This is a genomic window from Micromonospora mangrovicola (genome assembly GCF_047200535.1).
GTDB lineage: Bacteria > Actinomycetota > Actinomycetes > Mycobacteriales > Micromonosporaceae > Micromonospora.
In genome coordinates this window covers 1-19,962 of record NZ_JBJZOG010000008.1, presented here as the reverse complement: position 1 = coordinate 19,962, position 19,962 = coordinate 1, and the positions used below count along the sequence as shown (strand labels likewise).

Sequence of the window (19,962 nt, the reverse complement as noted above, 5' to 3'; positions counted from 1 at the left end):
AGGCGGGCCCGGCGGGTGGGTTTCCGGAAAAGCGCCCGCAGCGGCGGCGATGTGACGTCTGATCGGTCGTGGCCGCAGCGTGCCCCGCGCGCTGCCACCTCGACCGTGGAGTGCGCGTGCTCGTCCTGCTGATCCTGCACCTGGTGGCGGCCCTGCTCGCGCCGTTGCTGGTCCGCCGGTGGGGTCCGCGTGCCTGCCACCTGCTCGCGCTCGCCCCGGCCGCCACGTTCGGCTGGGCGGTCGCCCACACCGGCGCGGTCCGCCACGGCGGCGCGGTAATCGAGACGTACCCGTGGATCGCGCAGCTCCGGCTCGACGTGGCGTTGCGGGTGACCACCCTGTCCTGGCTGATGCTGCTGCTGGTCGGCGGCGTCGGTGCGCTGGTGCTGGTCTACTCCGCGCGTTACTTCCACGCCGGCTCGGTGGGGCTGGCCCAGTTCGCGGCCGTCATGGTCGCCTTCGCCGGGGCCATGCTCGGGCTGGTCGTCTCCGACGACCTGCTGCTGCTCTACGTCTTCTGGGAGCTGACCACGGTCTTCTCCTACCTGCTGATCGGGCACAGCACCGAACGGCGGTCCAGCCGCTGGGCGGCCGCCCAGGCGCTCACCGTCACCACCCTGGGCGGGCTGGCCATGCTCGTCGGCTTCCTGCTGCTCGGCCACCACGCGGGCGGCTACCGGTGGTCCCTGATCACCACGGTCCCGCTGTCCGGCGGCGGGTACCTCATCCTGGCCGTGCTGCTGATCCTCGCCGGGGCCCTCGCCAAGTCCGCGGTGTTCCCGTTCAACTCCTGGCTGCCGGTGGCGATGGCCGCGCCCACCCCGGTCAGCGCCTACCTGCACGCGGCGGCGATGGTGAAGGCCGGCGTCTTCCTGGTCGGGCTGCTCGGCCCCGCGCTCGCCCCGGTCGGGCCGTGGGGTCCGGTGACCGTGCTCGCCGGGCTGGTCACCCTGATCATCGGCGGCTGGGCGGCGCTGCGGCAGACCGACCTGAAGCTGCTGCTGGCGTACGGCACGGTCAGCCAGCTCGGCCTGATCGTCCTGGTGCTCGGGGCGGGCACCCCGCAGGCCGCGCTCGCCGGCACGGCGATGCTGCTGGCGCACGCGCTGTTCAAGGCGCCGCTCTTCCTCGTCGTGGGCATCCTCGACCACAGCGCCGGCACCCGGGACCTGCGTGGGCTGTCCGGCGTGGCCCGCGCCGCCCCGACGCTGGCCGCAATCGCCGCGTTGGCCGCCGCCTCGATGGCCGGGTTGCCGCCGCTGCTCGGCTTCGTGGCCAAGGAGGCGGTGCTCGCCGCGTTCACCGGACGGCCCCTGGTGCTCGCCGGGCTGGTGGCGGGCACCACGCTCACCGTCGCGTACAGCATCCGGTTTCTCTGGGGGGCCTTCGCCACGCGCCCCAATCTTCCGGCCACCGCGATCGAGCGGCCCCCGGCGGCGATGCTGGCACCAGCCGGCCTGCTCGCGGTGGCCGGGCTCGCCGCCGGTCCCGCCGCCGGCCCGCTCGGCGACCTGCTCAGCCCGTACGCCGAACTCTTCGGCCCGGTCGGCGAGCGCCTGGCGCTCTGGCACGGGCCGACCGCGGCGCTGGGTCTGTCCGCCGTGGCCGTCGGCGGAGGCGTGCTGCTGCACCTGGTCCGTGGCCCGCTCACCCCGGCGCTGGCCCGGCTGCGCTTCCCCGTCGGCGGGAACCAGGGGTACGAGTGGTTGACCCACCGGTTCGACCGGTTCGCCATCGAGGTGACCAGCGCGACCCAGCGGGGTTCGCTGCCGCAGTACCTCGGCACGGTCCTGCTCGCCCTGGTGCTGGTGCCCGGCTCGGCGATGCTGCTCACCCGGCCGTGGCGCAACGAGATCGCGGTCTGGGACACCCCGGTGCAGCTGGTGGTCTGCGTGGTGATCGCGGTGGCCGCGCTGCTCGCCGTCGGCGCCCGACGCCGGCTCACCGCGATGCTCCTGGTCGGGGTCACCGGCTACGGCACCGCGATGATGTTCGTCCTGTACGGCGCGCCGGACCTGGCGCTGACCCAGTTCCTGGTGGAGACCGCCACCATCGCGGTCTTCGTGCTGGTGCTGCGGCGGTTGCCGGAACGCTTCTCGGCCCGCCCACTGCGCCGCAGCCGCTGGGTACGCCGGGGCATCGGGGTCGCGGCCGGGCTGGTGACGGCGGGCCTCGCCCTGGCCGCGGCGAGCGCCCGCCGTGCGCCGTCGATCTCGCCGGCCTTCCCCGACCTGGCGGTCGCCGAGGGCTACGGACACAACGTGGTCAACGTGACTCTGGTGGACATCCGGGCCTGGGACACCATGGGGGAGATCGCGGTGCTGGTGGTGGCCGCGACCGGGGTGGCCAGCCTGATCTTCGAGCGGTCCCGCACCGGTCCCCGGCCCCGCCGTCCCCGCCCCGCCGGACCCCGCCGCGACCGGCGCACGGTGTGGCTGCGCGGCGGGGCCACCCTGCACGCGCGTCGTCGCTCGATCGTCTTCGAGGTGGTCACCCGGCTGATCTTCCACACCGTGCTGCTCTTCTCGCTGTTCCTGCTCTTCTCCGGCCACAACGCCCCGGGCGGCGGCTTCTCCGGCGGGCTGGTCGCCAGCCTCGCGCTGATCCTCCGCTACCTGGCCGGCGGCCGGTATGAGCTGGCCGAGGCGGCCCCGGTCGGGGCCGGGACGGTGCTCGGCACCGGGCTGGCCGTCTCGGTCGGCGGCGGCGTGCTCGGCCTGCTGCTCACCGGCGACGTGCTGCAGAGCGTCAAGGTCAACCTCTGGCTGCCGCTGATCGGCCACTACTACCTGGTCACGTCGCTCTTTTTCGACATCGGCGTCTACCTGATCGTGGTCGGGCTGGTGCTGGACATCCTGCGCAGCCTCGGCGCCGAGGTGGACCGGCACGTGGAGGCGGCCGGCGAGCCGGCCCGAGGGCTGGTGGTCGAGCGGGAGGGGAATCCGACATGACGAGGGGCGCGACCGGACCCACCCTGGTCCTGGTGATCACCGTCGGGGTGCTCGTCGCCACCGGCGGAGCGCTGCTGCTGGAACGCAGCCTCACCCGGATCCTGCTCGGCGTCATCCTGCTGGGCAACGGGGTGAACCTGCTGATCCTGCTCGGTGGCCGGTCCGGTGCCGCGCCGTTGGTGGGCACGGTGTCGAACGGCGAGATGAGCGACGCTCTGCCGCAGGCCATGGTGCTGACCGCCGTGGTGATCACGTTCGGGCTGACCGCGTTCCTGCTCGCGGTCGCCTACCGGAGCTGGCATCTCAGCGGTGACGACGAGGTGCAGGACGACCTGGAGGACCGGCAGGTCGCCCGGCTGGCCGAGCGGAACGAGGTGTCCACCGCGGACCTCGGCGGAGAGGGGCCCGACAGGGACCCCGAGCAGGTGGATCCCGGGCCGGCGCTGCGCCGGCTACGCCGGCGGGGGAAGCAACCGTGAGCGCGAGGAGTGAGCCGGTTCTGCGAGCCCCGCAGTCGCGAGCAGAGGCCGGCACCGTGAGCGCGAGGAGTGAGCCGGTTCTGCGAGCCCCGCAGTCGCGAGCAGAGGCCGGCACCGTGAGCGCGAGGAGTGAGCCGGTTCTGCGAGCCCCGCAGTCGCGGGCGGAGGGGGGCCCATGACCCCCGCCCTGGTGCCGCTGCCGGTGGTGGTGCCGCTGCTCGGCGCCGCGCTCACCCTGATCCTGGCCGGCCGGCCCCAGATCCAGCGGACGGTCAGCGTGGTCGGCCTGGCCAGCAACGTGGTGATCGCGGCGGTGCTGCTGGTCGAGGCGTACCGGCACGGGCCGGTGGTGGTCCGGGTGGGTGGTTGGCCGCCACCTGTCGGCATCGTGCTGGTCGCTGACCAGCTGTCCGCGTTGATGCTGGTGGTCTCCTCGGCGGTGACCCTCTGCGTGCTGCTCTACTCCATCGGGCAGGGGCGTGGGGAGACCGGCGAGACCGCTCCGGTGAGCATCTACCACCCCACCTATCTGGTGCTCACCGCCGGCGTGACCAACGCCTTCCTCGCCGGTGACCTGTTCAACCTCTTCGTCGGCTTCGAGATCCTGCTGGCGGCGAGCTTCGTGCTGATCACCCTCGGCGGCACCGAGGTCCGGATCCGGACCGGCTCGACGTACGTGGTGGTCAGCGTCCTCTCCTCGATGATCTTCCTGGCGGCGGTCGGCCTGGTGTATGCGGCCACGGGCACCCTCAACATGGCCCAGCTCGCCGGACGGCTGGACGCCCTGCCGGGCGGCGTACGCCTGTCCCTGCAGCTGATGCTGCTGCTCGCCTTCGGTATCAAGGCGGCGGTCTTCCCGGTCTCCGCCTGGCTGCCGGACAGCTACCCGACCGCGCCCGCCCCGGTCACCGCGGTCTTCGCCGGCCTGCTCACCAAGGTCGGCGTGTACGCGATCATCCGCACCGAGACGCTGCTCTTCCCCGGCGGCCGGGTCGACCCGTTGCTGCTGGTCCTGGCCGGGCTGACCATGCTGGTCGGCATCCTCGGCGCGGTCGCCCAGCACGACATGAAGCGGCTCTTCTCCTTCACCCTGGTCAGCCACATCGGCTACATGATCTTCGGGGTGGCGCTGGGCACCGCCGCCGGCCTCACCGGGGCGATCTTCTACGTGGTGCACCACATCACCATCCAGACCACCCTCTTCCTGGTCGCCGGCCTGGTCGAGGAGCGGGCCGGCAGCACCGACCTGCGTCGCCTCGGTGGGCTGGCCCGGATCGCCCCGTGGCTCGCCGTGCTCTTCTTCGTCCCGGCGATGAACCTGGCCGGCATCCCGCCGTTCTCCGGTTTCCTCGGCAAGCTCGGCCTGCTCCAGGCCGGCGTGGCGGCCGGCGGGGTGCTGCCCGGCGTGCTGGTCGGTGCGGGGGCGCTGACCAGCCTGCTCACCCTCTACGCCGCTTCCCGGGTGTGGAACATCGCGTTCTGGCGGGCGCCCCGGCTGGCCACCACCCGACCGACGGTCCGGCTGCCGGGGCTGATGGTCGGCGCCACCACCGCCCTGGTGGCGCTCGGCGTGGCGCTCACCCTGGCCGCGGGGCCGCTGTTCCGGGTCACCACGGACGCCGCCACCGACCTGCGCCTACGCACCCCGTACGTGCGGGCCGTGCTGCCGATGGAGCGGCGATGACCGACGACCTGCCCCCGGGCCGGCAGGCCCGCGACGACGAGGCACTGGCGTCGGCCGGCCGGCCGACGGCCGCCGACGACGGCCCGCCCCCACCCGCGGTCGGTCGCGGCGGGCGGCGCCGGGACCAGGCCGTCGCGCTCGGCTGGCTGGTGGTCGTGTGGCTGCTGCTCTGGGGCGAGCTCTCCTGGGGCAACCTGCTCGGCGGCATCGTCGTCGGCGTCGCCGTGCTGCTCTTCTTCCCACTCCCGCCGGTCACCTTCGGTGGCCGGCTGCGCCCCGGCGCGCTGCTGGTCCTCGCGGTCACCTTCGGCGCGGAGCTGGTCATCGCCAGCATCCACGTCGCCGCGATCGCGGTCCGCCCCGGCTGCCGGCCACGCAGCGCGATCATCGCGGTTCCGCTGCGGGTCCGCACCGACCTCAACCTGGCCCTCACCGCCGAGGTGATCTCCCTGGTCCCGGGCACCCTGATCATCGAGGTGGACCGCAGGCACGGCGTCCTCTACGTGCACGTTCTGGACGTCCGTGGCCCCGAGGACCTGGCCCGCAGCCGGAACCGGGTCCTCACCGTCGAGCGGCGCATCGTCCGCGCCGTCGGCTCCGCCGAGGAGGTACGCCAACTCCGCACCGAACCCGTCGACAGGAGGACCCACCCGTGACCACGCTCCTCGCCGTCGCGCTGACCGGGCTGCTCTCGGTCACCGCGCTGCTCGCCCTGGCCCGGATCTACCGGGGGCCGTCGCTGCTGGACCGGATCGTCGCCGCCGACCTGCTGCTCTCCACCATGCTCGGCGCGGTGGGCGCCGAGGCGGCGATCAACCGGCACCCCACCACGGTGCCCGTGCTGGTGGTGCTCTCCCTGCTCGGCTTCGTCGGTTCGGTCTCGCTTGTCCGCTTCGCCCTCCGGCAGGAGGCGTGAGCGCCGTCGTCGCCGACTGGCTGGGCGCAGCCTGCCTGGTGGCCGGCGGGCTGCTCAGCCTGGCCGCCGGGATCGGCGTGCTGCGCTTCCCGGACGTGCTGGCCCGGATGCACGCCGCCACCAAGCCGCAGGTGCTCGGCGTGCTGCTGCTCCTCCTCGGGCTGGCGCTGCGCCTGCGTAGCCCCGCGGACCTGGGGATGATCGGGCTGGTCGCGCTCTTTCAGCTGGCCACCGCGCCGGTCGCCGCGCAGATGATCGGGCGGGCCGCGTACCGGTCCGGCCGGACCGACCCGGACCTGCTGGACACCGACGAGCTGGCCGGTCGGTAAGCGGACGGTGGGGAGGCTTCCGGGCACCCTCAGCGGACGCCCAGCCGACGCCGATAAAATGGGTGCATGATCGACTCCTCTGCCCAGGAGGGCAGCAGTAGCCAGCCGGGTCGTGCCCGGCTACCTCTCGCCCCGACGGCCCCGGGAGCCCTGAACCTCCCGTGCTGATCCTCGTCGGACTCGTCCTCATCATCGTGCTCACCGCCGCCACCGGTTACTTCGTGGCGCAGGAGTTCGGCTACGTCGCCGTGGACCGGGGCAAGCTCAAGCAGCTCGCCGACGGTGGCGACCAGGCCGCAGCCCGCGCCCTGGAGGTGACCGGACGGCTGTCGTTCATGCTCTCCGGCGCGCAGCTCGGCATCACCGTGACCGCCCTGCTGGTCGGCTACGTCGCCGAGCCGTACCTGGGCGCCGGGCTGGCCGACCTGTTCGGCCTCGCCGGGGTCGCCGGTGCGGTGGCGCTGCCGCTGTCGGTGGCGCTCGCCCTGATCATCGCCACCGTGGTGCAGATGGTCCTCGGCGAGCTGGCCCCGAAGAACCTCGCCATCGCCCGTGCCGAGCCCCTGGCCCGGGCCCTCGCCCGGTCCACCCTGATGTACCTGAAGGTCGCCGGACCGCTGATCAATCTCTTCGACCGGGCCGCCGTGCGGCTGCTCCGCCGGGTCGGCATCGAGCCGATCGAGGAGCTGCCGAGCGGCGCCACCCCGGAGGACCTGGAACAGATCATCGCCGAGTCCCGGGAGGAGGGGCACCTCGACGCCGCGATGTCGGACCTGCTCGACCGGGGCCTCGACTTCCGGGAGCTGACCGCCGGCGAGGCCATGGTCCCCCGGGTCGACGTGCACACCGTACGGGCCGACGAGCCGGTCAGCCGGGTCGTCGAGCTGCTCGACACCGGCCACTCCCGCTTCCCCGTCCGGGGCGCCGAGGGCGTCGACGACCTGGTCGGTGTCATCGGCATCGCCGACGTGCTCGGCGTGCCTCCGGCCGAGCGGGCCACCACCCCGGTCGACGCGGTGGCCGTACCCCCGTTGCTGGTGCCGGAGACGCTGCCGCTGCCGACGGTGCTGGACCGGCTGCGGGTCGGGCACCGGCAGCTCGCCTGCGTGGTCGACGAGTACGGCGGCTTCGCCGGGGTGATCACGCTGGAGGACATCGCCGAGGAACTGGTCGGGCCGATCCGCGACGAGGACGACCCGCCGGAGCGCGCCCCGGCCCGGCAGGAGGACGGCTCCTGGGTGGTGCCGGCGCGCTGGCGGATCGACGAGGTGGCCGACAGCACCGGCATCGCGCTGCCCGAGGCACCCGAGTACGACACCCTCTCCGGGCTGGTCATGCGGGAGCTGGGGCGGGTGCCCGAGGTGGGCGACCAGCTGGAGATCGCCCTCGCCGCCGACGGCGAAGAGCCGGACGTCGAGCCGCGCGCCCTGGTCGAGGTGCTGGCCGTGGACCGGCACGTGGCCGACTCGGTGCGGCTGCGGATGGCCGCCGCCGAGCGCGGGGAGCAGGCGGCATGAGCCCCGGCTTCGCGCTCTTCTTCTCCGTGGTGCTGCTGGCGCTCAACGGCTTCTTCGTGGCCGCCGAGTTCGCGCTGGTCGCGGCGAAGCGGTACCGGCTCGAGCAGCTGGCCGCCGGCGGCGGGCGGGCGGCCCGTGCGGCGCTGGACGGCGTCCGCGAGCTGACCCTGATGCTGGCCGGCGCGCAGCTCGGCATCACCCTGTGCACCCTGGGGCTCGGTGCCCTCGCCGAGCCGGCGATCGAGCATCTGCTCAGCCCGCTGCTGCACGCCGTCGGGCTGCCGGCCGCGGTCAGCCAGCTGGTCGGGCTGCTCTTCGCGCTGGCGCTGGTGACCTTCCTGCACCTGGTGGTCGGCGAGATGGCCCCGAAGTCGTGGGCGATCACCGACGCGGAGCGCTCGGCGATGCTGCTGGCGCTGCCGTTCCGGGCCTTCGCCCGGGTCGCCCGCCCGGTGCTCTCCGCGCTGAACGCCCTCGCGAACGCGGTCCTGCGGCTGGTCGGCGTACGCCAGCAGGACCAGCTCGCCCAGGTGCACGGCCCGGACGAGCTGCGCATCCTGCTCGAGCAGTCCCGGGAGCACGGGCTGCTCGGTGCCGAGCAGCACCAGCTGCTCACCAGCATGCTGGAGCTGCAGGGCACCCGCGTGGCGCAGGTGATGGAGCCGTTCGACCGGATCGTCACGGTTCGGCGGGAGGACACCGCCGAGCGGATCGAGCACGTGTCGCGGGACAGTGGCCGGTCCCGCCTGGCCGTGGTGGACGGCGGCGGCGAGGTCTGCGGCCTGGTCCACGTACGCGAGGCCGTCCGGGCCGTCACCACCGGCCGGGCGGCCACCGCCGGGGAACTGATGACGCCGGCGTTCACCCTGCCCGGGGAGGCCACGGTCACCGAGGCGGTCGCGGCGATGCGCGGCCGGCAGGCCCAGCTGGCGCTGGTCCGCAACGGCGGCGGTCCGACCCGGCCGGTCGGCTTCGTCGCGCTGGAGGACCTCCTCGAGGAGGTCATCGGCGAGTTCGACGACGAGACCGACCCGGTGCCCCGGGGCCGCCGGATGCGCTGACACCCGTCCCGTTCCGTCCGGCCGCCGGTCCGCCGAGGACCGGCGGCCGGCCCGTCTCCGGGCCCGCGCGACGCCGCCCCCCGACCGCCAGGAGTGGTCGGACGGCCAGCGGGAAAACGCCGGGCGAGGACGGGAGGAGCGCGGGATGCGGCTGACCGGGGTGTCGTCGGAGTCGGTGTGGACCGGCCTCTCGGTGAGCACCACCCTGCCCAACCCGAGCAGCCGGCCGGGGCTGCGCCTGCCCGGCCGGGTGACCCTCGCCGCCGGTGGCACGGACGTCGCGGTCCGGCACATCCGGCTCGGGTTGGTCGCCCAGGTCGAGCCGGAGGATCCGGGCTCGCCCCGGCGGCTGATGCAGTATCACCAGGTGCCGATCGCCGGCCGGTTCGTGGTGCCGGCGGGGCGGCGGCGGGCGGTGGAGTTCGCCCTTCCGCTGCCGTGGGAGACCCCGGTGACCATCTTCGGCGGAGTCCCGCTGATGAGCCTGCGCACCGGGCTGCGGACCGAGGTGTCGGTCGATCCCGACCTGGACCAGGGCGCGATGGTGCCGGTCTTCGTCCACCCGCTGCCGACCCAGCAGCACGTGCTCGCCGCGCTGGACAGCCTCGGCTTCGTCATGCGGCAGGCGGGCCTGCAGCAGGGCCGCCTGCCCGGGGTGGAGCAGACGCTGCCGTTCCACGAGCGGCTGGGCTACTGGGTGGCCCCGCTGTACGCCGGCCCGATCACCGAGCTTGAGGTGATCTTCGTGACCGGCGCGTCCGGGCTGGAGGTGCTGCTCTGGGCGGACCGCCGGCTCTCCCTGGCCGGGGTCACCCATCAGAGCATCAGCCGGTTCCGGGTCTCGCACGCCGGGGCCGAGCGGCGGGACTGGGTCGCCACCGTGGACGGCTGGCTGCGGCACGCCATCAACCGGCACGCCGCCGCCGCCGCACACTCCGACCGGTCCGCGGCGATCCGCGAGTCCGCCCACGTCAGCCGCCCGCCCGACGAGCCCGTCGCACCGGGCTACGGCCTCGGTGGCACCGCCGGTGCCGCCGGTGTCGGCGGCGGGGGCGGCGACGGCACCTGAGCCGCGCCCGTCCCGGCCGCCGGCTACGCGGAGGAGGTGGCGAGCTTGAGGCTGAAGCCGAGGAAGAGCATCGCCACGGCGGTGGTGCCGCTGGCGGCGAGCCGCCGGCGGCGGTGGAACTGGGTGGCCAGGAAGGTGCCCGCGAAGATCAGCGCGGTCAGGTAGAGCGCGCTGGCCACCTGGGCGATCAGCCCGAGCAGCAGGAACGACAGCGCCGGCCAGGCGTACCCGGGGTCGACGAACTGGATGAAGAAGGAGATGAAGAAGAGGATCGCCTTCGGGTTGAGCAGGCTGATGACGAGGGCCCGCCGGAACGGGCTGCGCAGCGCCGCCGGCTCCGCCGCGTCGATCAGCCGCGGCGTGGTCGGGTCGTTGCGGTCGCGCCAGCGCCGCCACGCGCCGCGCAGCATGGTCAACCCCACGTAGCCGAGGTACGCCGCACCGGCGTACTTGATCACCAGGAAGAGCGGCGGGTACGCCTTGAGCAGCGACGCCACCCCGGCGGCGGAGAGGAACATCAGCACCGAGTCGCCGACGAACACTCCGCCGGCGGCCCGGTAGCCGGTCCCCACCCCGCGCCGGGCGGCGGTGGAGAGCACGAAGAGCGAGTTCGGCCCGGGGAGCAGCACGATCGCCACGGTCCCCAGCACGTACGTCCAGATGTCGGTGATACCCAGCACGCCGGACATCATGACGCCGCGGGCACCGCCGGTCGAAGCCTTTCCCGCAGCCTGGCCTGTGCGTTCGGCCACTCCTCGGCGAGCATCGAATAGAGCGCCGACTCCCGCCAGGTGCCGTCGGCGCGCCGTCGGTTGGACCGCAGCGTCCCCTCCCGGGTGGCGCCGAGTCGCTCGATCGCCCGCTGCGACCGTTCGTTGAGCGTGCTGGTCTGCCAGGTGACCCGGACCGCGTCCAGTTCCTCGAAGGCCCGGGTGAGCAGCAGCAGCTTCGCCTCGGTGTTGATCCCGGTACGCCACCACGTGCGGCCGAGCTGGGTGAAGCCGATCTCCACGGCGCGCAGTTCCGGGTCGGGCTCGTAGTAGGAGGTGGTGCCGACCACTGCCCCGGTCACCGCGCAGCGCTGCACCCAGGGCGTCCGGACCCCGCGCCGGTTGGCGTCGAGCGCGGCGCTGACGTAGCCGGCCATCTGCTCGGCGCTCTCCGGGCGCGGGCTGCCGACGTGCCGCCACACCTCCTCGTCGTCGAGGGCGGCGTACAGGTCCTCGGCGTGGGCGAGGTCGAGCGGCTCCAGCACCACGTGTTCGCCGCGCAGCACCACCGGCTCCAGCCAGGGCGAGCGGGCCGGCCGCAGGTACGCCGGCAGCGGCACGTCCACCCCCGCATCCGGCTGCGGCGTGCCCCGGGTGAGCCACAGCGGCAGCACCCCGGCCCAGTACGGCAGGTCGTAGTCGGCCGGCTCGTCGAGCACCCCGGCGGCCCGGATCCGGACCGAGACCTCCCGCAGCGGGAGGGCCAGCACCGCCGTCTCGGCCAGTTCCCGGCGGGTCGGCGGCCGGCTGTCCGTGCTGCGGCCGGCGACCAGCTTCTCCACCAGCGCGGTCAGCACCCGCGCCTTCTCCGCCTCGTCGGTGACCGGCCGGGCGGTGCCGTGCGCGATCACCGAGCGGTAGTTGGCGCTGTGGTGGAACTGGGACCGGCCCAGGACCAGGCCGTCGAGGTGGGTGACGGCGACGCAGACGGGCAGCCCCGCCTCACCGCGGGCGGCGAGCAGCGGCCGGCTGCCGGTGGAGCCGTGCACGTAGAGGGTGTCGTCGATCCGGACGTGCAGGGTGGGCAGGACGCGCGGCTCACCGTCCACGGTGAACGCCAGCGCGCAGTGGTACCCCTCGTCGAGCAGGTCGTGTGCGGTGGCCCGGTCGTAGTGCATCCGGTCGCGGTAGCGGGTGGCGGTGGTCCGTTCGGTCCGGGGGTACATGAGACATCCCACCTTTGTTCTAGTACAATCACCGAACTGTGGCAGCACATTATCAGATCGGCGGCGCGACGTCGGCCGCCATTTCGGCGAGCGTGGAGAGCGGTATCCGCACCGGCGCGCTCGCCCCCGGCGACCCCCTGCCCGCCGTCCGCGCCCTCGCCGCCGAGCTGGCCGTCAGCCCGGCCACCGTCGCCAGGGCGTACCAGGAGCTGCGGCAGCGCGGCCTGGTCGTCACCGCGGGCCGGCACGGCACCCGGGTCCGGCCCCGTCCGCCGGTGGCCACCCGCCGGGCCGCGCTGCTGCCGCCGCCGCTGCCCGGCGCCCGCGATCTCTCCACCGGTCAGCCCGACAGCCGGCTGCTGCCGCCGCTCGGCCCGCACCTGGCCGCGCTCGCCGCCGAGATCGGGCCCCCCACCGGCTACGCGGCCAGCGCCGTCCTGCCCGAACTGGCCGCCGTCGCCCGCGACCGGCTCACCGCCGACGGCGTACCGGCCGAGGAGATCACCGTGACCGGGGGCGCGCTGGACGGCATCGAGCGGCTGCTCGCCGCGCACCTGCGCCCCGGCGACGCGGTGGCCGTCGAGGACCCGGGCTGGGCCAACCTGCTCGACCTGGTCGCCGCCCTCGGGCTGCGGGTGATCGGGGTGCCCGTCGACGACGACGGCCCGACCGAGCCGGGCGTCCGGGCCGCCCTGACCGCCGGGGCGCGCGCCCTGGTGGTCACCAGCCGGGCGCAGAACCCGACCGGCGCCGCCGTCACCGCCGCCCGCGCCGACGCGCTGCGGAGACTGCTCGCCGGCCGCGCCGACCTGCTGCTGATCGAGGACGACCACGCCGCCGAACTGGCCCGCGTACCCCTGCACCCGCTCGCCGGGGCGACCCCGACGTGGGCCTTCGTCCGGTCGGTGAGCAAGCCTTACGGCCCCGACCTGCGGCTCGCGGTGCTGGCCGGCGACGAGGCCACGGTGGCCCGGGTGGCCGGCCGGGCCCGGGTCGGCGCCGGCTGGGTCTCCACCGTGCTGCAACGCCTGGTCCTGACGCTGTGGCGCGACCCGGCCACCGCCGACCTCGTGTGCCGGGCGGGGGAGAGCTACGAGCGTCGCCGGGACGGCCTCGTCGAGGCCCTCGCGGCGCACGGGGTTTCCGCCCACGGCCGCACCGGGATCAACATCTGGATCCCGGTGCCGGACGAGACCCTGGCGGTCACCGCCCTGCGCGACGCCGGCTGGTCGGTCGCACCCGGCGCGCCGCACCGCATCGCCGCCGCGCCCGGGGTGCGGATCACCGTCAGCCCGCTCGACGGGTCCGATCTCGACCCGCTCGCCGAGGCCGTCGCCCGCGCGCTCCGCCCGACCCCCGCCGGCTTCACCGCCTGACCCGGGCCCGCATGTCCCGGGCTCCGACGGGTATCACCGGCTGGGAGGTGGGCGACGTGGCTTCGAACGGGTCCCGCAAGGGGGTCTGGATCGGTGTGGCGGTGGTGGTGCTCATTTTGGTGATCATCGCGATCGCGCTGGCCTCGCGCGGCGGTGGTGGCGGCGGCTACTGATGCCCGGGCCGGGCGTCGCTGACGAAACCGGTATATAAAGTCGGCATGGCCGACACCGACAGCCCGCCCGGAGCCCAGGAGTTCATCCCGCCGCAGGCGGACACCATCGACCAGCTACGCGCCGCCGCTGCCGGCTGCCGGGGCTGCGAGCTCTACCACGACGCCACGCAGACCGTCTTCGGCCGGGGCGACGAGAGCGCTCAGGTGGTCTTCGTCGGCGAGCAGCCCGGCGACATGGAGGACAAGCAGGGCCTGCCGTTCGTCGGACCGGCCGGCCGGGTGCTGCGTCGCGCGGTGGACGACGCCGGCATCGACGCGGGACGGGTGTACATCACGAACGCCGTGAAGCACTTCCGCTTCGAGCTGCGCGGGAAGCGGCGCATCCACCAGACCCCGGACCGGGTGCACATCACCGCCTGCCGGCCGTGGCTGGTCGCCGAGTTCGCCCGGCTCCGCCCGGAGATGATCGTGGTGCTCGGCGCCACCGCCGCCAAGGCGCTGCTCGGCCCGGCGTTCCGGGTGACGAAGCAGCGCGGCGAACTGATGCCCTGGCCCGCCGCCGCCCAACGTCCGGAGGACTTCGCCCGGGTGCCGGTGGACAGCGACGGGAAGGTGGCCGACGCCCCCGAGACCCGGCTGCTGGCCACCATCCACCCGTCCGCGGTGCTGCGCGCCGACAACCAGGATGTGGCGTACGACGGTCTGGTCAAGGACCTGACGGTGGCCGCCCGCGCCCTGGCCGGCTGAGGCGCCGGTCAGTCACGGCCCTGCCAGGTGCAGAGGCAGACCCGGTTGCCGTCCGCGTCCGCCAGCACCCAGAAGTGCGGTGCCGCCGCCTCGCTGACCAGCGTCCCGCCGGCCGCCAGGGCGGCGTCGATCCGCGACCGCACCTCCGCCGGGTCGACCCACACGTCCGGGTGCCAGCGCTGCCGGGGCTCCTCCCGGCCGGACTCCTGGAACCACACCGTGGGCAGCGTGCCGGCCGGGTCGCGCAGCTCGTCGCCGAACCCCGGCCCGGCCAGGTGCCCGGTGCCGAACACCGCCCGCCAGAACGGCAACACCGCCGCGAAGTCCGGGCTGTCCAGGGCGAGTTCGAGTCGGGAGACGCCGGTGGGCGCCAGGTCCACCCCGGCGGCCGCGGCGATCGCCGAGACGGCCCGGGCCAGCCGGACGTCCCGGGCGGTGACCCCGCGTACGTCGTGCGACCAGAGCCGCACGTCGACGTGGGCGTAGCGCAGGTCCAGGTCCGGGTGGTGGTTCAGCCGCTCGGCCGCCGCGCCGATCGCGTCCACGATCGACAGCCCGGCCGCGAAGTTCAGCGTGCGGATCCGGGTCTGCAGGGCACCCAGCAGGTACGTCCAGCCGTCCAGTTTCTCGTCGGCGATCTGTGATCCGGTGAGTGTGGTCATCCCGTCATGCTGGCCTGCCCGGGTGACATGGACCAGCGCGGCGACGGCGGAATGGACCTGCGCCGGGCCGGGCGGAGGACCTAGCGTCGGGGACATGACGAGCGATCTTGAGCTGTCCGTCCGGAACGCGGCCGCCCTCTGGGCCGCGCTCGCCGAGGCCCGGGGGCACGCGCTGCTGCGCCGGTCCGGGTTCCTCGCCGTCGCCGGCGACGAGCGTGCCGGGCTGCGGATCCTCCTGCTCGACCCGGAGCCGGCCCGGGACGACCGGGTCGAGCTGGCCACGCTGGTCCGCGCGCGGACCGGCCCGGTCGTCGTCGAGGACCAGTTCGCCCGCCTCGACCTCGCCGACCTCGGCCTGACCCCGCGAACCCTGCCGGTGCTGATCCGCCGCCCCGGGCCGGTGCCCGGCCCGTCCCTGCCGGTCACCCCGGTCGAGCACCCCGACCAGCTCGCCGCCGCCGAGGAGGTGGTGGTGCACGGTTTCCCGCTGGAGCGGTTCCAGCCGTACCGCCCGGGCGCGGCGTTCCCGGCCGCGCTGCTGGACCGGCCGGAAACCCGGTTCTTCCTGGTCCATCGGGACGTCACCGAAGCCACCGGGGGGCCGGCCGGCGCCTGCCTGACCATCCGGGACGAGGGCGTCGGCCTCTACTGGATGACCAGCCTCCCCGAGCACCGGTCGCGGGGCGTGGGCCGGGCCCTGCTGCACGACGTGCTCGGCCGCTTCGGCGACGTGCCGATGACGCTCACCGCGGCGCGCGCCGGTCGGCCGCTCTACGAGTCCCTCGGCTTCGTCCCGGTCGCCGACGCCACCTGGTGGGGCTGACCGGTCCGCCGCGGCGCGCACGTTGTACCGGGTGTGCCGGCTGCGTGCCCGGCTCGCCTCTGGGCAGGGCGGGTGGGCGGTGCCACACTGGCCCGCATGGAGCAGCATCTGTACGAGCCCGTCCACGAAGAGTTCCGGGACCTGTGCCGTGAGTTCCTCGCCCGGGAGGCCGTGCCGCACCACGCGCGCTGGGAGGCCGCCGGGATCGTCGACCGCGAGGTGTGGCGCAAGGCCGGCGCGGCCGGGTTGCTCGGCATGGACGTCGACCCGGAGTACGGCGGTGGCGGCCAGCGGGACTTCCGGTTCAACGCGGTGCTGGTCGAGGAGGTCGTCGCGGCCGGCTGCTCCGGGCTGGGCTTCGGGCTGCACAACGACGTGCTGGCCCCGTACCTGACCGAGCTGACCACCGAGGACCAGCGCAAGCGCTGGCTGCCGGGGTTCTGCTCCGGCGACCTGGTCACCGCCATCGCGATGAGCGAGCCGGGCGCCGGCAGCGACCTGGCCGGCATCCGCACCGCCGCGGTCCGCGACGGCGACACGTACGTGATCAACGGGCAGAAGACGTTCATCACCAACGGCGAGCAGGCCGACCTCGTCGTGGTGGTGGTGCGGACCGCGCCCGACCAGGGCGCGCACGGGGTGAGCCTGGTGGTGGTGGAGACCGGCACCCCCGGCTTCACCCGGGGCCGGCGGCTGGAGAAGGTGGGCCTGAAGGCCAACGACACCGCCGAGCTGTTCTTCGACGACTGCCGGGTGCCGGCGGAGCACCTGATCGGCACCGAGAACCACGGCTTCTACCACCTGATGGCCAACCTGCCCCGGGAGCGGTTGAGCATCGCCGTGGCCGCGGTCGCCGCCACCGAGAAGCTGCTCGCGCTCACCCTCGACTACGCCCGCTCCCGCGAGGCGTTCGGCCGGCCGATCGGGAAGTTCCAGCACAACCGCTTCCTCCTGGCCGAGCTGGACACCGAGGTCACCATCGCGCGAACCTTCGTCAACCACTGCGTCGCCGAGTTCAACGCCGGGCGGCTCTCGGTGACCGACGCGGCGAAGGCCAAGTGGTGGACCACCGAGCTGCAGAACAAGGTCGCCGACCGCTGCCTCCAGCTGCACGGCGGCTACGGCTTCATGCTCGAGTACCCGGTGGCGAAGGCCTGGCTGGACGGCCGGGTGCAGACCATCTACGGCGGCACCACCGAGATCATGAAGGAGATCATCGGCCGCGGCCTCGGCCTCTAGCAGAACCGGGTGTCGCCGGCCCGGTCGGGTGCGGGAGGATGGGTCACCCCTTACCGAGGAGCACCCGCATGGCCACCGAACTGACCGCGCCGGCCCCGGCCCGGCTCGATGTCGCCCCGATCCAGCGGCGCACCGTGCGCCTGCTCTTCCTCACCCAGATCATCGGCGGCATCGGCGTCACCATCGGCATCTCGGTCGGGGCGCTGCTCGCCGCCCGGGTCGCCGGCACCGCCCTGGCCGGGCTGGCGCAGAGCGCCGCGGTGGTCGGCGGGGCGCTGCTCGCCATCCCGGTCACCCGGATCATGACAGCCCGGGGGCGGCGGCCGGGCCTGGCGACGGCGTACCTGGCCGGGGCGGTCGGGGGCGTGGTGGTGGTGGTCGCCACCGTGGTCCACCTGGTGCCGCTGCTCTTCCTCGGCATGCTGCTCTTCGGTGGTGGCACGGCGGCCAACCTCCAGGCCCGCTACGCCGCCGTCGACCTGGCCGAGCCGGCCCGCCGGGCCCGCCAGCTCTCGCTGGTCGTCTGGGCCACCACCATCGGCGCGGTGGCCGCACCGAACTTCGCCGCGCTCGCCGACCACACCACCAGCGGTTGGGGGCTGCCCGCGCTCGCCGGCCCGTTCGCCTTCAGCGCCGCCGCGTTCACCCTGGCCGCCGTCGTGCTCCTGGTGCTGCTCCGGCCGGATCCGCTGCTCACCGCGCGCCGGCTGGCGGCCGCCGACACCCCGGCCGACCCGGTCGCCGGCGGCTCCGGGGCGCAGCGCGACGCCGGACGCGCCGAGCCCGGGTCGTCGTCGGCCCGGCGCGGCGCGGGCATGGTGGCGGCCTGGCGCACGGTGCGCGGGCTGCCGGCCGCGCGCCTCGGCATGGCCGCGGTGGCGGTGGGCCACCTGGTGATGGTCGCGGTGATGTCGATGACTCCGGTACGCCTCGGGGAGTCGCACTCCGACGCGGACGTGCTCCGGGTGGTCGGCATCGTGCTGAGCCTGCACATCGCCGGCATGTACGCGCTCTCCCCGGTGGTGGGCTGGCTCACCGACCGGGTGGGCCGCCGCCCGGTGATCCTCGGCGGGGTGGCGCTGCTGCTGGCCGCGTGCGCGGTCGCCGGCACCGCCGGGCACCACACGCCGCAGCTCTCGGTGGGGCTGACCCTGCTCGGGCTGGGCTGGTCGGGGACCATGGTGGCCGGCTCGACCCTGCTGTCCGAGTCGGTGCCGACCGCCGCGCGGCCGGGCGTGCAGGGGCTCTCCGACCTGACCATGGGCCTGGCCGGGGCCGGCGCGGCGGCGGCCAGCGGGTTTGTCATGCGGACCGCGGGCTATCCGACGCTGACCCTGCTGGCGGCGATCGCGGTGGCGCCGCTGGTGGCGCTAGCGTTGCGTCCGGTGCCGTCGACGGCACCGGACGGGCTCCGGCTTCCGCAGGAGGCCACACTCGGCGAGGAAGGCTGACCACGGTGCGACTGACCGACTTCTGGGCGCGGCTGGAGGAGGCGTTCGGGCCGGGCTACGCGGCCAGCATCGCCAGCGACCAGGTGCTGTCCCAGCTCGGTGGGCGGACCATCGAGCAGGCCCTGGCGGCGGGGGAGGAGACCCACGTGGTCTGGCGGGCGGTGGTCGCCGCCTATCCCGACCGGGTGCCCGCGCGACTACGCTGAGCGGCCCGTTCACTACTTCGGCGTGTCGCTTGTCGAGTCGTACACCTGTTCGGCTATTGTCCACAGCGGGGTGCTCGTCCACAGCTCGCGGCCCGTCGGCTGGTTTTCTGTCGGACCCAGCGCCTAGCGTGTCCCGCGTGACGCGAAGCTCAGGTAAGACGCCGGCGAAGGCAGGGGTGGCGACGATGGCGGCAGGCCAGGACCGGGAGAAGGCGCTCGACCTTGCTCTCGCTCAGATCGACAAGCAGTTCGGCAAGGGCTCGGTGATGCGGCTGGGGGAGCGGCCGGTCGTGCAGACCGCCGTCATCCCGACCAGCTCCATCGCGCTCGACGTGGCACTCGGCGTGGGCGGCCTGCCCCGCGGCCGGGTCATCGAGATCTACGGCCCGGAGTCCAGCGGTAAGACCACCGTGGCCCTGCACGCCGTGGCCAACGCCCAGCGGGCCGGCGGCATCGCCGCCTTCATCGACGCCGAGCACGCGCTCGACCCGGAGTACGCGAAGGCCCTCGGTGTCGACACCGACGCCCTGCTGGTCTCCCAGCCCGACACCGGTGAGCAGGCGCTGGAGATCGCCGACATGCTGGTCCGCTCCGGCGCGCTCGACATCATTGTGATCGACTCGGTCGCCGCCCTGGTGCCGCGCGCCGAGATCGAGGGTGAGATGGGCGACAGCCACGTGGGTCTCCAGGCCCGGCTGATGAGCCAGGCGCTGCGGAAGATCACCGGTGTGCTCAACAACACCGGCACCACGGCGATCTTCATCAACCAGCTCCGCGAGAAGATCGGCGTGATGTTCGGCAGCCCGGAGACCACCACCGGTGGTCGGGCGCTGAAGTTCTACGCCTCGGTCCGGCTCGACGTGCGCCGCATCGAGAGCCTCAAGGACGGCACCGACGTGGTCGGCAACCGGACCCGGGTCAAGGTCGTGAAGAACAAGGTCGCCGCGCCGTTCAAGCAGGCCGAGTTCGACATCATGTACGGCAAGGGCATCTCCCGGGAGGGCTCGCTGATCGACGTCGGCGTGGAGCAGGCGATCATCCGCAAGTCCGGCGCCTGGTACACCTACGACGGCGACCAGCTCGGCCAGGGCAAGGAGAAGGCCCGCGAGTTCCTCCGCGAGAACCCGGACGTGGCCGCCGAGATCGAGAAGAAGATCCTGGAGAAGCTCGGCGTCGGGATCGGCGGCGCGGGCGACGCCGCCGGCGGCCCGGAGCTGCCGCCGGTCGACTTCTGATCTGCTGATCCATGGCAGGACGACGCGCCCGTACGGGACGCGGCTGGGACGCCAGCCCGCCTCGCGCGGGTGACACCAACACCACGCCCCGGCCCCGCCGTGGCGGTC

At 74.1% G+C, this 19,962-nt stretch carries 19 protein-coding genes; 16 read left to right on the top strand and 3 right to left on the bottom strand.

Features of this window, described 5'->3' with window-relative positions:
• The first annotated feature begins 116 nt into the window (after positions 1 to 116).
• From ACL02O_RS05330 to ACL02O_RS05290, 9 genes are all read left to right on the top strand, one after another.
• Complete coding sequence (locus ACL02O_RS05330) at positions 117 to 2,951, top strand: Na+/H+ antiporter subunit A (RefSeq protein WP_412816816.1); 2,835 nt, start codon at positions 117 to 119, stop codon at positions 2,949 to 2,951.
• On the top strand, positions 2,948 to 3,430 hold the full coding sequence (locus ACL02O_RS05325) for a Na(+)/H(+) antiporter subunit C (RefSeq protein WP_412816815.1): 483 nt from the start codon (positions 2,948 to 2,950) through the stop codon (positions 3,428 to 3,430). The genes ACL02O_RS05330 and ACL02O_RS05325 overlap by 4 nt, the downstream gene beginning before the upstream one ends.
• Positions 3,431 to 3,605: 175 nt before the next feature.
• Positions 3,606 to 5,114 (top strand): Na+/H+ antiporter subunit D, encoded by a 1,509-nt coding sequence (locus ACL02O_RS05320; RefSeq protein WP_412816814.1) that lies wholly within the window; start codon positions 3,606 to 3,608, stop codon positions 5,112 to 5,114.
• Positions 5,111 to 5,770 (top strand): Na+/H+ antiporter subunit E, encoded by a 660-nt coding sequence (locus ACL02O_RS05315; RefSeq protein ID WP_412816813.1) that lies wholly within the window; start codon positions 5,111 to 5,113, stop codon positions 5,768 to 5,770. Before ACL02O_RS05320 ends, ACL02O_RS05315 begins: the two co-directional genes overlap by 4 nt.
• Positions 5,767 to 6,030, top strand: a complete 264-nt coding sequence (locus tag ACL02O_RS05310; protein ID WP_412816812.1) for a monovalent cation/H+ antiporter complex subunit F — start codon at positions 5,767 to 5,769, stop codon at positions 6,028 to 6,030. Before ACL02O_RS05315 ends, ACL02O_RS05310 begins: the two co-directional genes overlap by 4 nt.
• Positions 6,027 to 6,359, top strand: coding sequence for a monovalent cation/H(+) antiporter subunit G (gene mnhG, locus ACL02O_RS05305; RefSeq protein ID WP_412816811.1), 333 nt, complete (start codon positions 6,027 to 6,029; stop codon positions 6,357 to 6,359). Before ACL02O_RS05310 ends, mnhG begins: the two co-directional genes overlap by 4 nt.
• A 161-nt stretch (positions 6,360 to 6,520) precedes the next feature.
• Positions 6,521 to 7,876 carry a hemolysin family protein gene (locus ACL02O_RS05300; RefSeq protein ID WP_412816810.1) on the top strand — a complete coding sequence of 452 codons (1,356 nt, stop codon included), beginning with the start codon at positions 6,521 to 6,523 and terminating at the stop codon, positions 7,874 to 7,876.
• Positions 7,873 to 8,937 (top strand): hemolysin family protein, encoded by a 1,065-nt coding sequence (locus tag ACL02O_RS05295; protein WP_412816809.1) that lies wholly within the window; start codon positions 7,873 to 7,875, stop codon positions 8,935 to 8,937. Before ACL02O_RS05300 ends, ACL02O_RS05295 begins: the two co-directional genes overlap by 4 nt.
• A gap of 145 nt (positions 8,938 to 9,082) precedes the next feature.
• Positions 9,083 to 10,006 carry a sporulation protein gene (locus ACL02O_RS05290; protein ID WP_412816808.1) on the top strand — a complete coding sequence of 308 codons (924 nt, stop codon included), beginning with the start codon at positions 9,083 to 9,085 and terminating at the stop codon, positions 10,004 to 10,006.
• 23 nt (positions 10,007 to 10,029) lie between these two features.
• On the opposite strand, the gene leuE is transcribed toward ACL02O_RS05290, so the two are convergent.
• Positions 10,030 to 10,698 (bottom strand): leucine efflux protein LeuE, encoded by a 669-nt coding sequence (gene leuE / locus ACL02O_RS05285; RefSeq protein WP_412816807.1) that lies wholly within the window; start codon positions 10,696 to 10,698, stop codon positions 10,030 to 10,032.
• Positions 10,695 to 11,942: a bifunctional pyridoxamine 5'-phosphate oxidase family protein/GNAT family N-acetyltransferase gene (locus ACL02O_RS05280; RefSeq protein ID WP_412816806.1), complete on the bottom strand. Its 1,248-nt coding sequence runs from the start codon at positions 11,940 to 11,942 to the stop codon at positions 10,695 to 10,697. The genes leuE and ACL02O_RS05280 overlap by 4 nt, the downstream gene beginning before the upstream one ends.
• 38 nt (positions 11,943 to 11,980) lie before the next feature.
• Here ACL02O_RS05280 and ACL02O_RS05275 point away from each other — a divergent pair, with 38 nt between their 5' ends.
• The gene (locus tag ACL02O_RS05275; protein WP_412816805.1) at positions 11,981 to 13,318 is read left to right on the top strand and encodes an aminotransferase class I/II-fold pyridoxal phosphate-dependent enzyme; all 1,338 of its coding nucleotides are present in this window, start codon (positions 11,981 to 11,983) and stop codon (positions 13,316 to 13,318) included.
• Between the two features lie 218 nt (positions 13,319 to 13,536).
• A complete protein-coding gene (locus ACL02O_RS05270; RefSeq protein WP_412816804.1) occupies positions 13,537 to 14,238 on the top strand; it encodes a UdgX family uracil-DNA binding protein in 702 nt (233 codons plus the stop codon).
• Positions 14,239 to 14,246: 8 nt separating this feature from the next.
• On the opposite strand, the gene ACL02O_RS05265 is transcribed toward ACL02O_RS05270, so the two are convergent.
• Entirely contained in the window at positions 14,247 to 14,900 is a 654-nt protein-coding gene (locus ACL02O_RS05265) for a 4a-hydroxytetrahydrobiopterin dehydratase (RefSeq protein ID WP_412816803.1), read from the bottom strand.
• Between the two features lie 94 nt (positions 14,901 to 14,994).
• Between ACL02O_RS05265 and ACL02O_RS05260 the strand changes: the two genes are divergently transcribed.
• From ACL02O_RS05260 to recA, 5 genes are all read left to right on the top strand, one after another.
• Entirely contained in the window at positions 14,995 to 15,723 is a 729-nt protein-coding gene (locus tag ACL02O_RS05260) for a GNAT family N-acetyltransferase (protein ID WP_412816802.1), read from the top strand.
• A 96-nt stretch (positions 15,724 to 15,819) separates the two neighbouring features.
• Positions 15,820 to 16,962 carry an acyl-CoA dehydrogenase family protein gene (locus ACL02O_RS05255; RefSeq protein ID WP_412816801.1) on the top strand — a complete coding sequence of 381 codons (1,143 nt, stop codon included), beginning with the start codon at positions 15,820 to 15,822 and terminating at the stop codon, positions 16,960 to 16,962.
• 68 nt (positions 16,963 to 17,030) lie between these two features.
• A complete protein-coding gene (locus ACL02O_RS05250) occupies positions 17,031 to 18,413 on the top strand; it encodes an MFS transporter (protein WP_412816800.1) in 1,383 nt (460 codons plus the stop codon).
• A 5-nt stretch (positions 18,414 to 18,418) separates the two neighbouring features.
• Entirely contained in the window at positions 18,419 to 18,619 is a 201-nt protein-coding gene (locus tag ACL02O_RS05245; RefSeq protein ID WP_073832642.1) for a DUF3046 domain-containing protein, read from the top strand.
• A 185-nt stretch (positions 18,620 to 18,804) separates the two neighbouring features.
• Positions 18,805 to 19,854, top strand: a complete 1,050-nt coding sequence (recA, locus tag ACL02O_RS05240) for a recombinase RecA (RefSeq protein WP_412816898.1) — start codon at positions 18,805 to 18,807, stop codon at positions 19,852 to 19,854.
• The last annotated feature ends 108 nt before the right edge of the window (positions 19,855 to 19,962 follow it).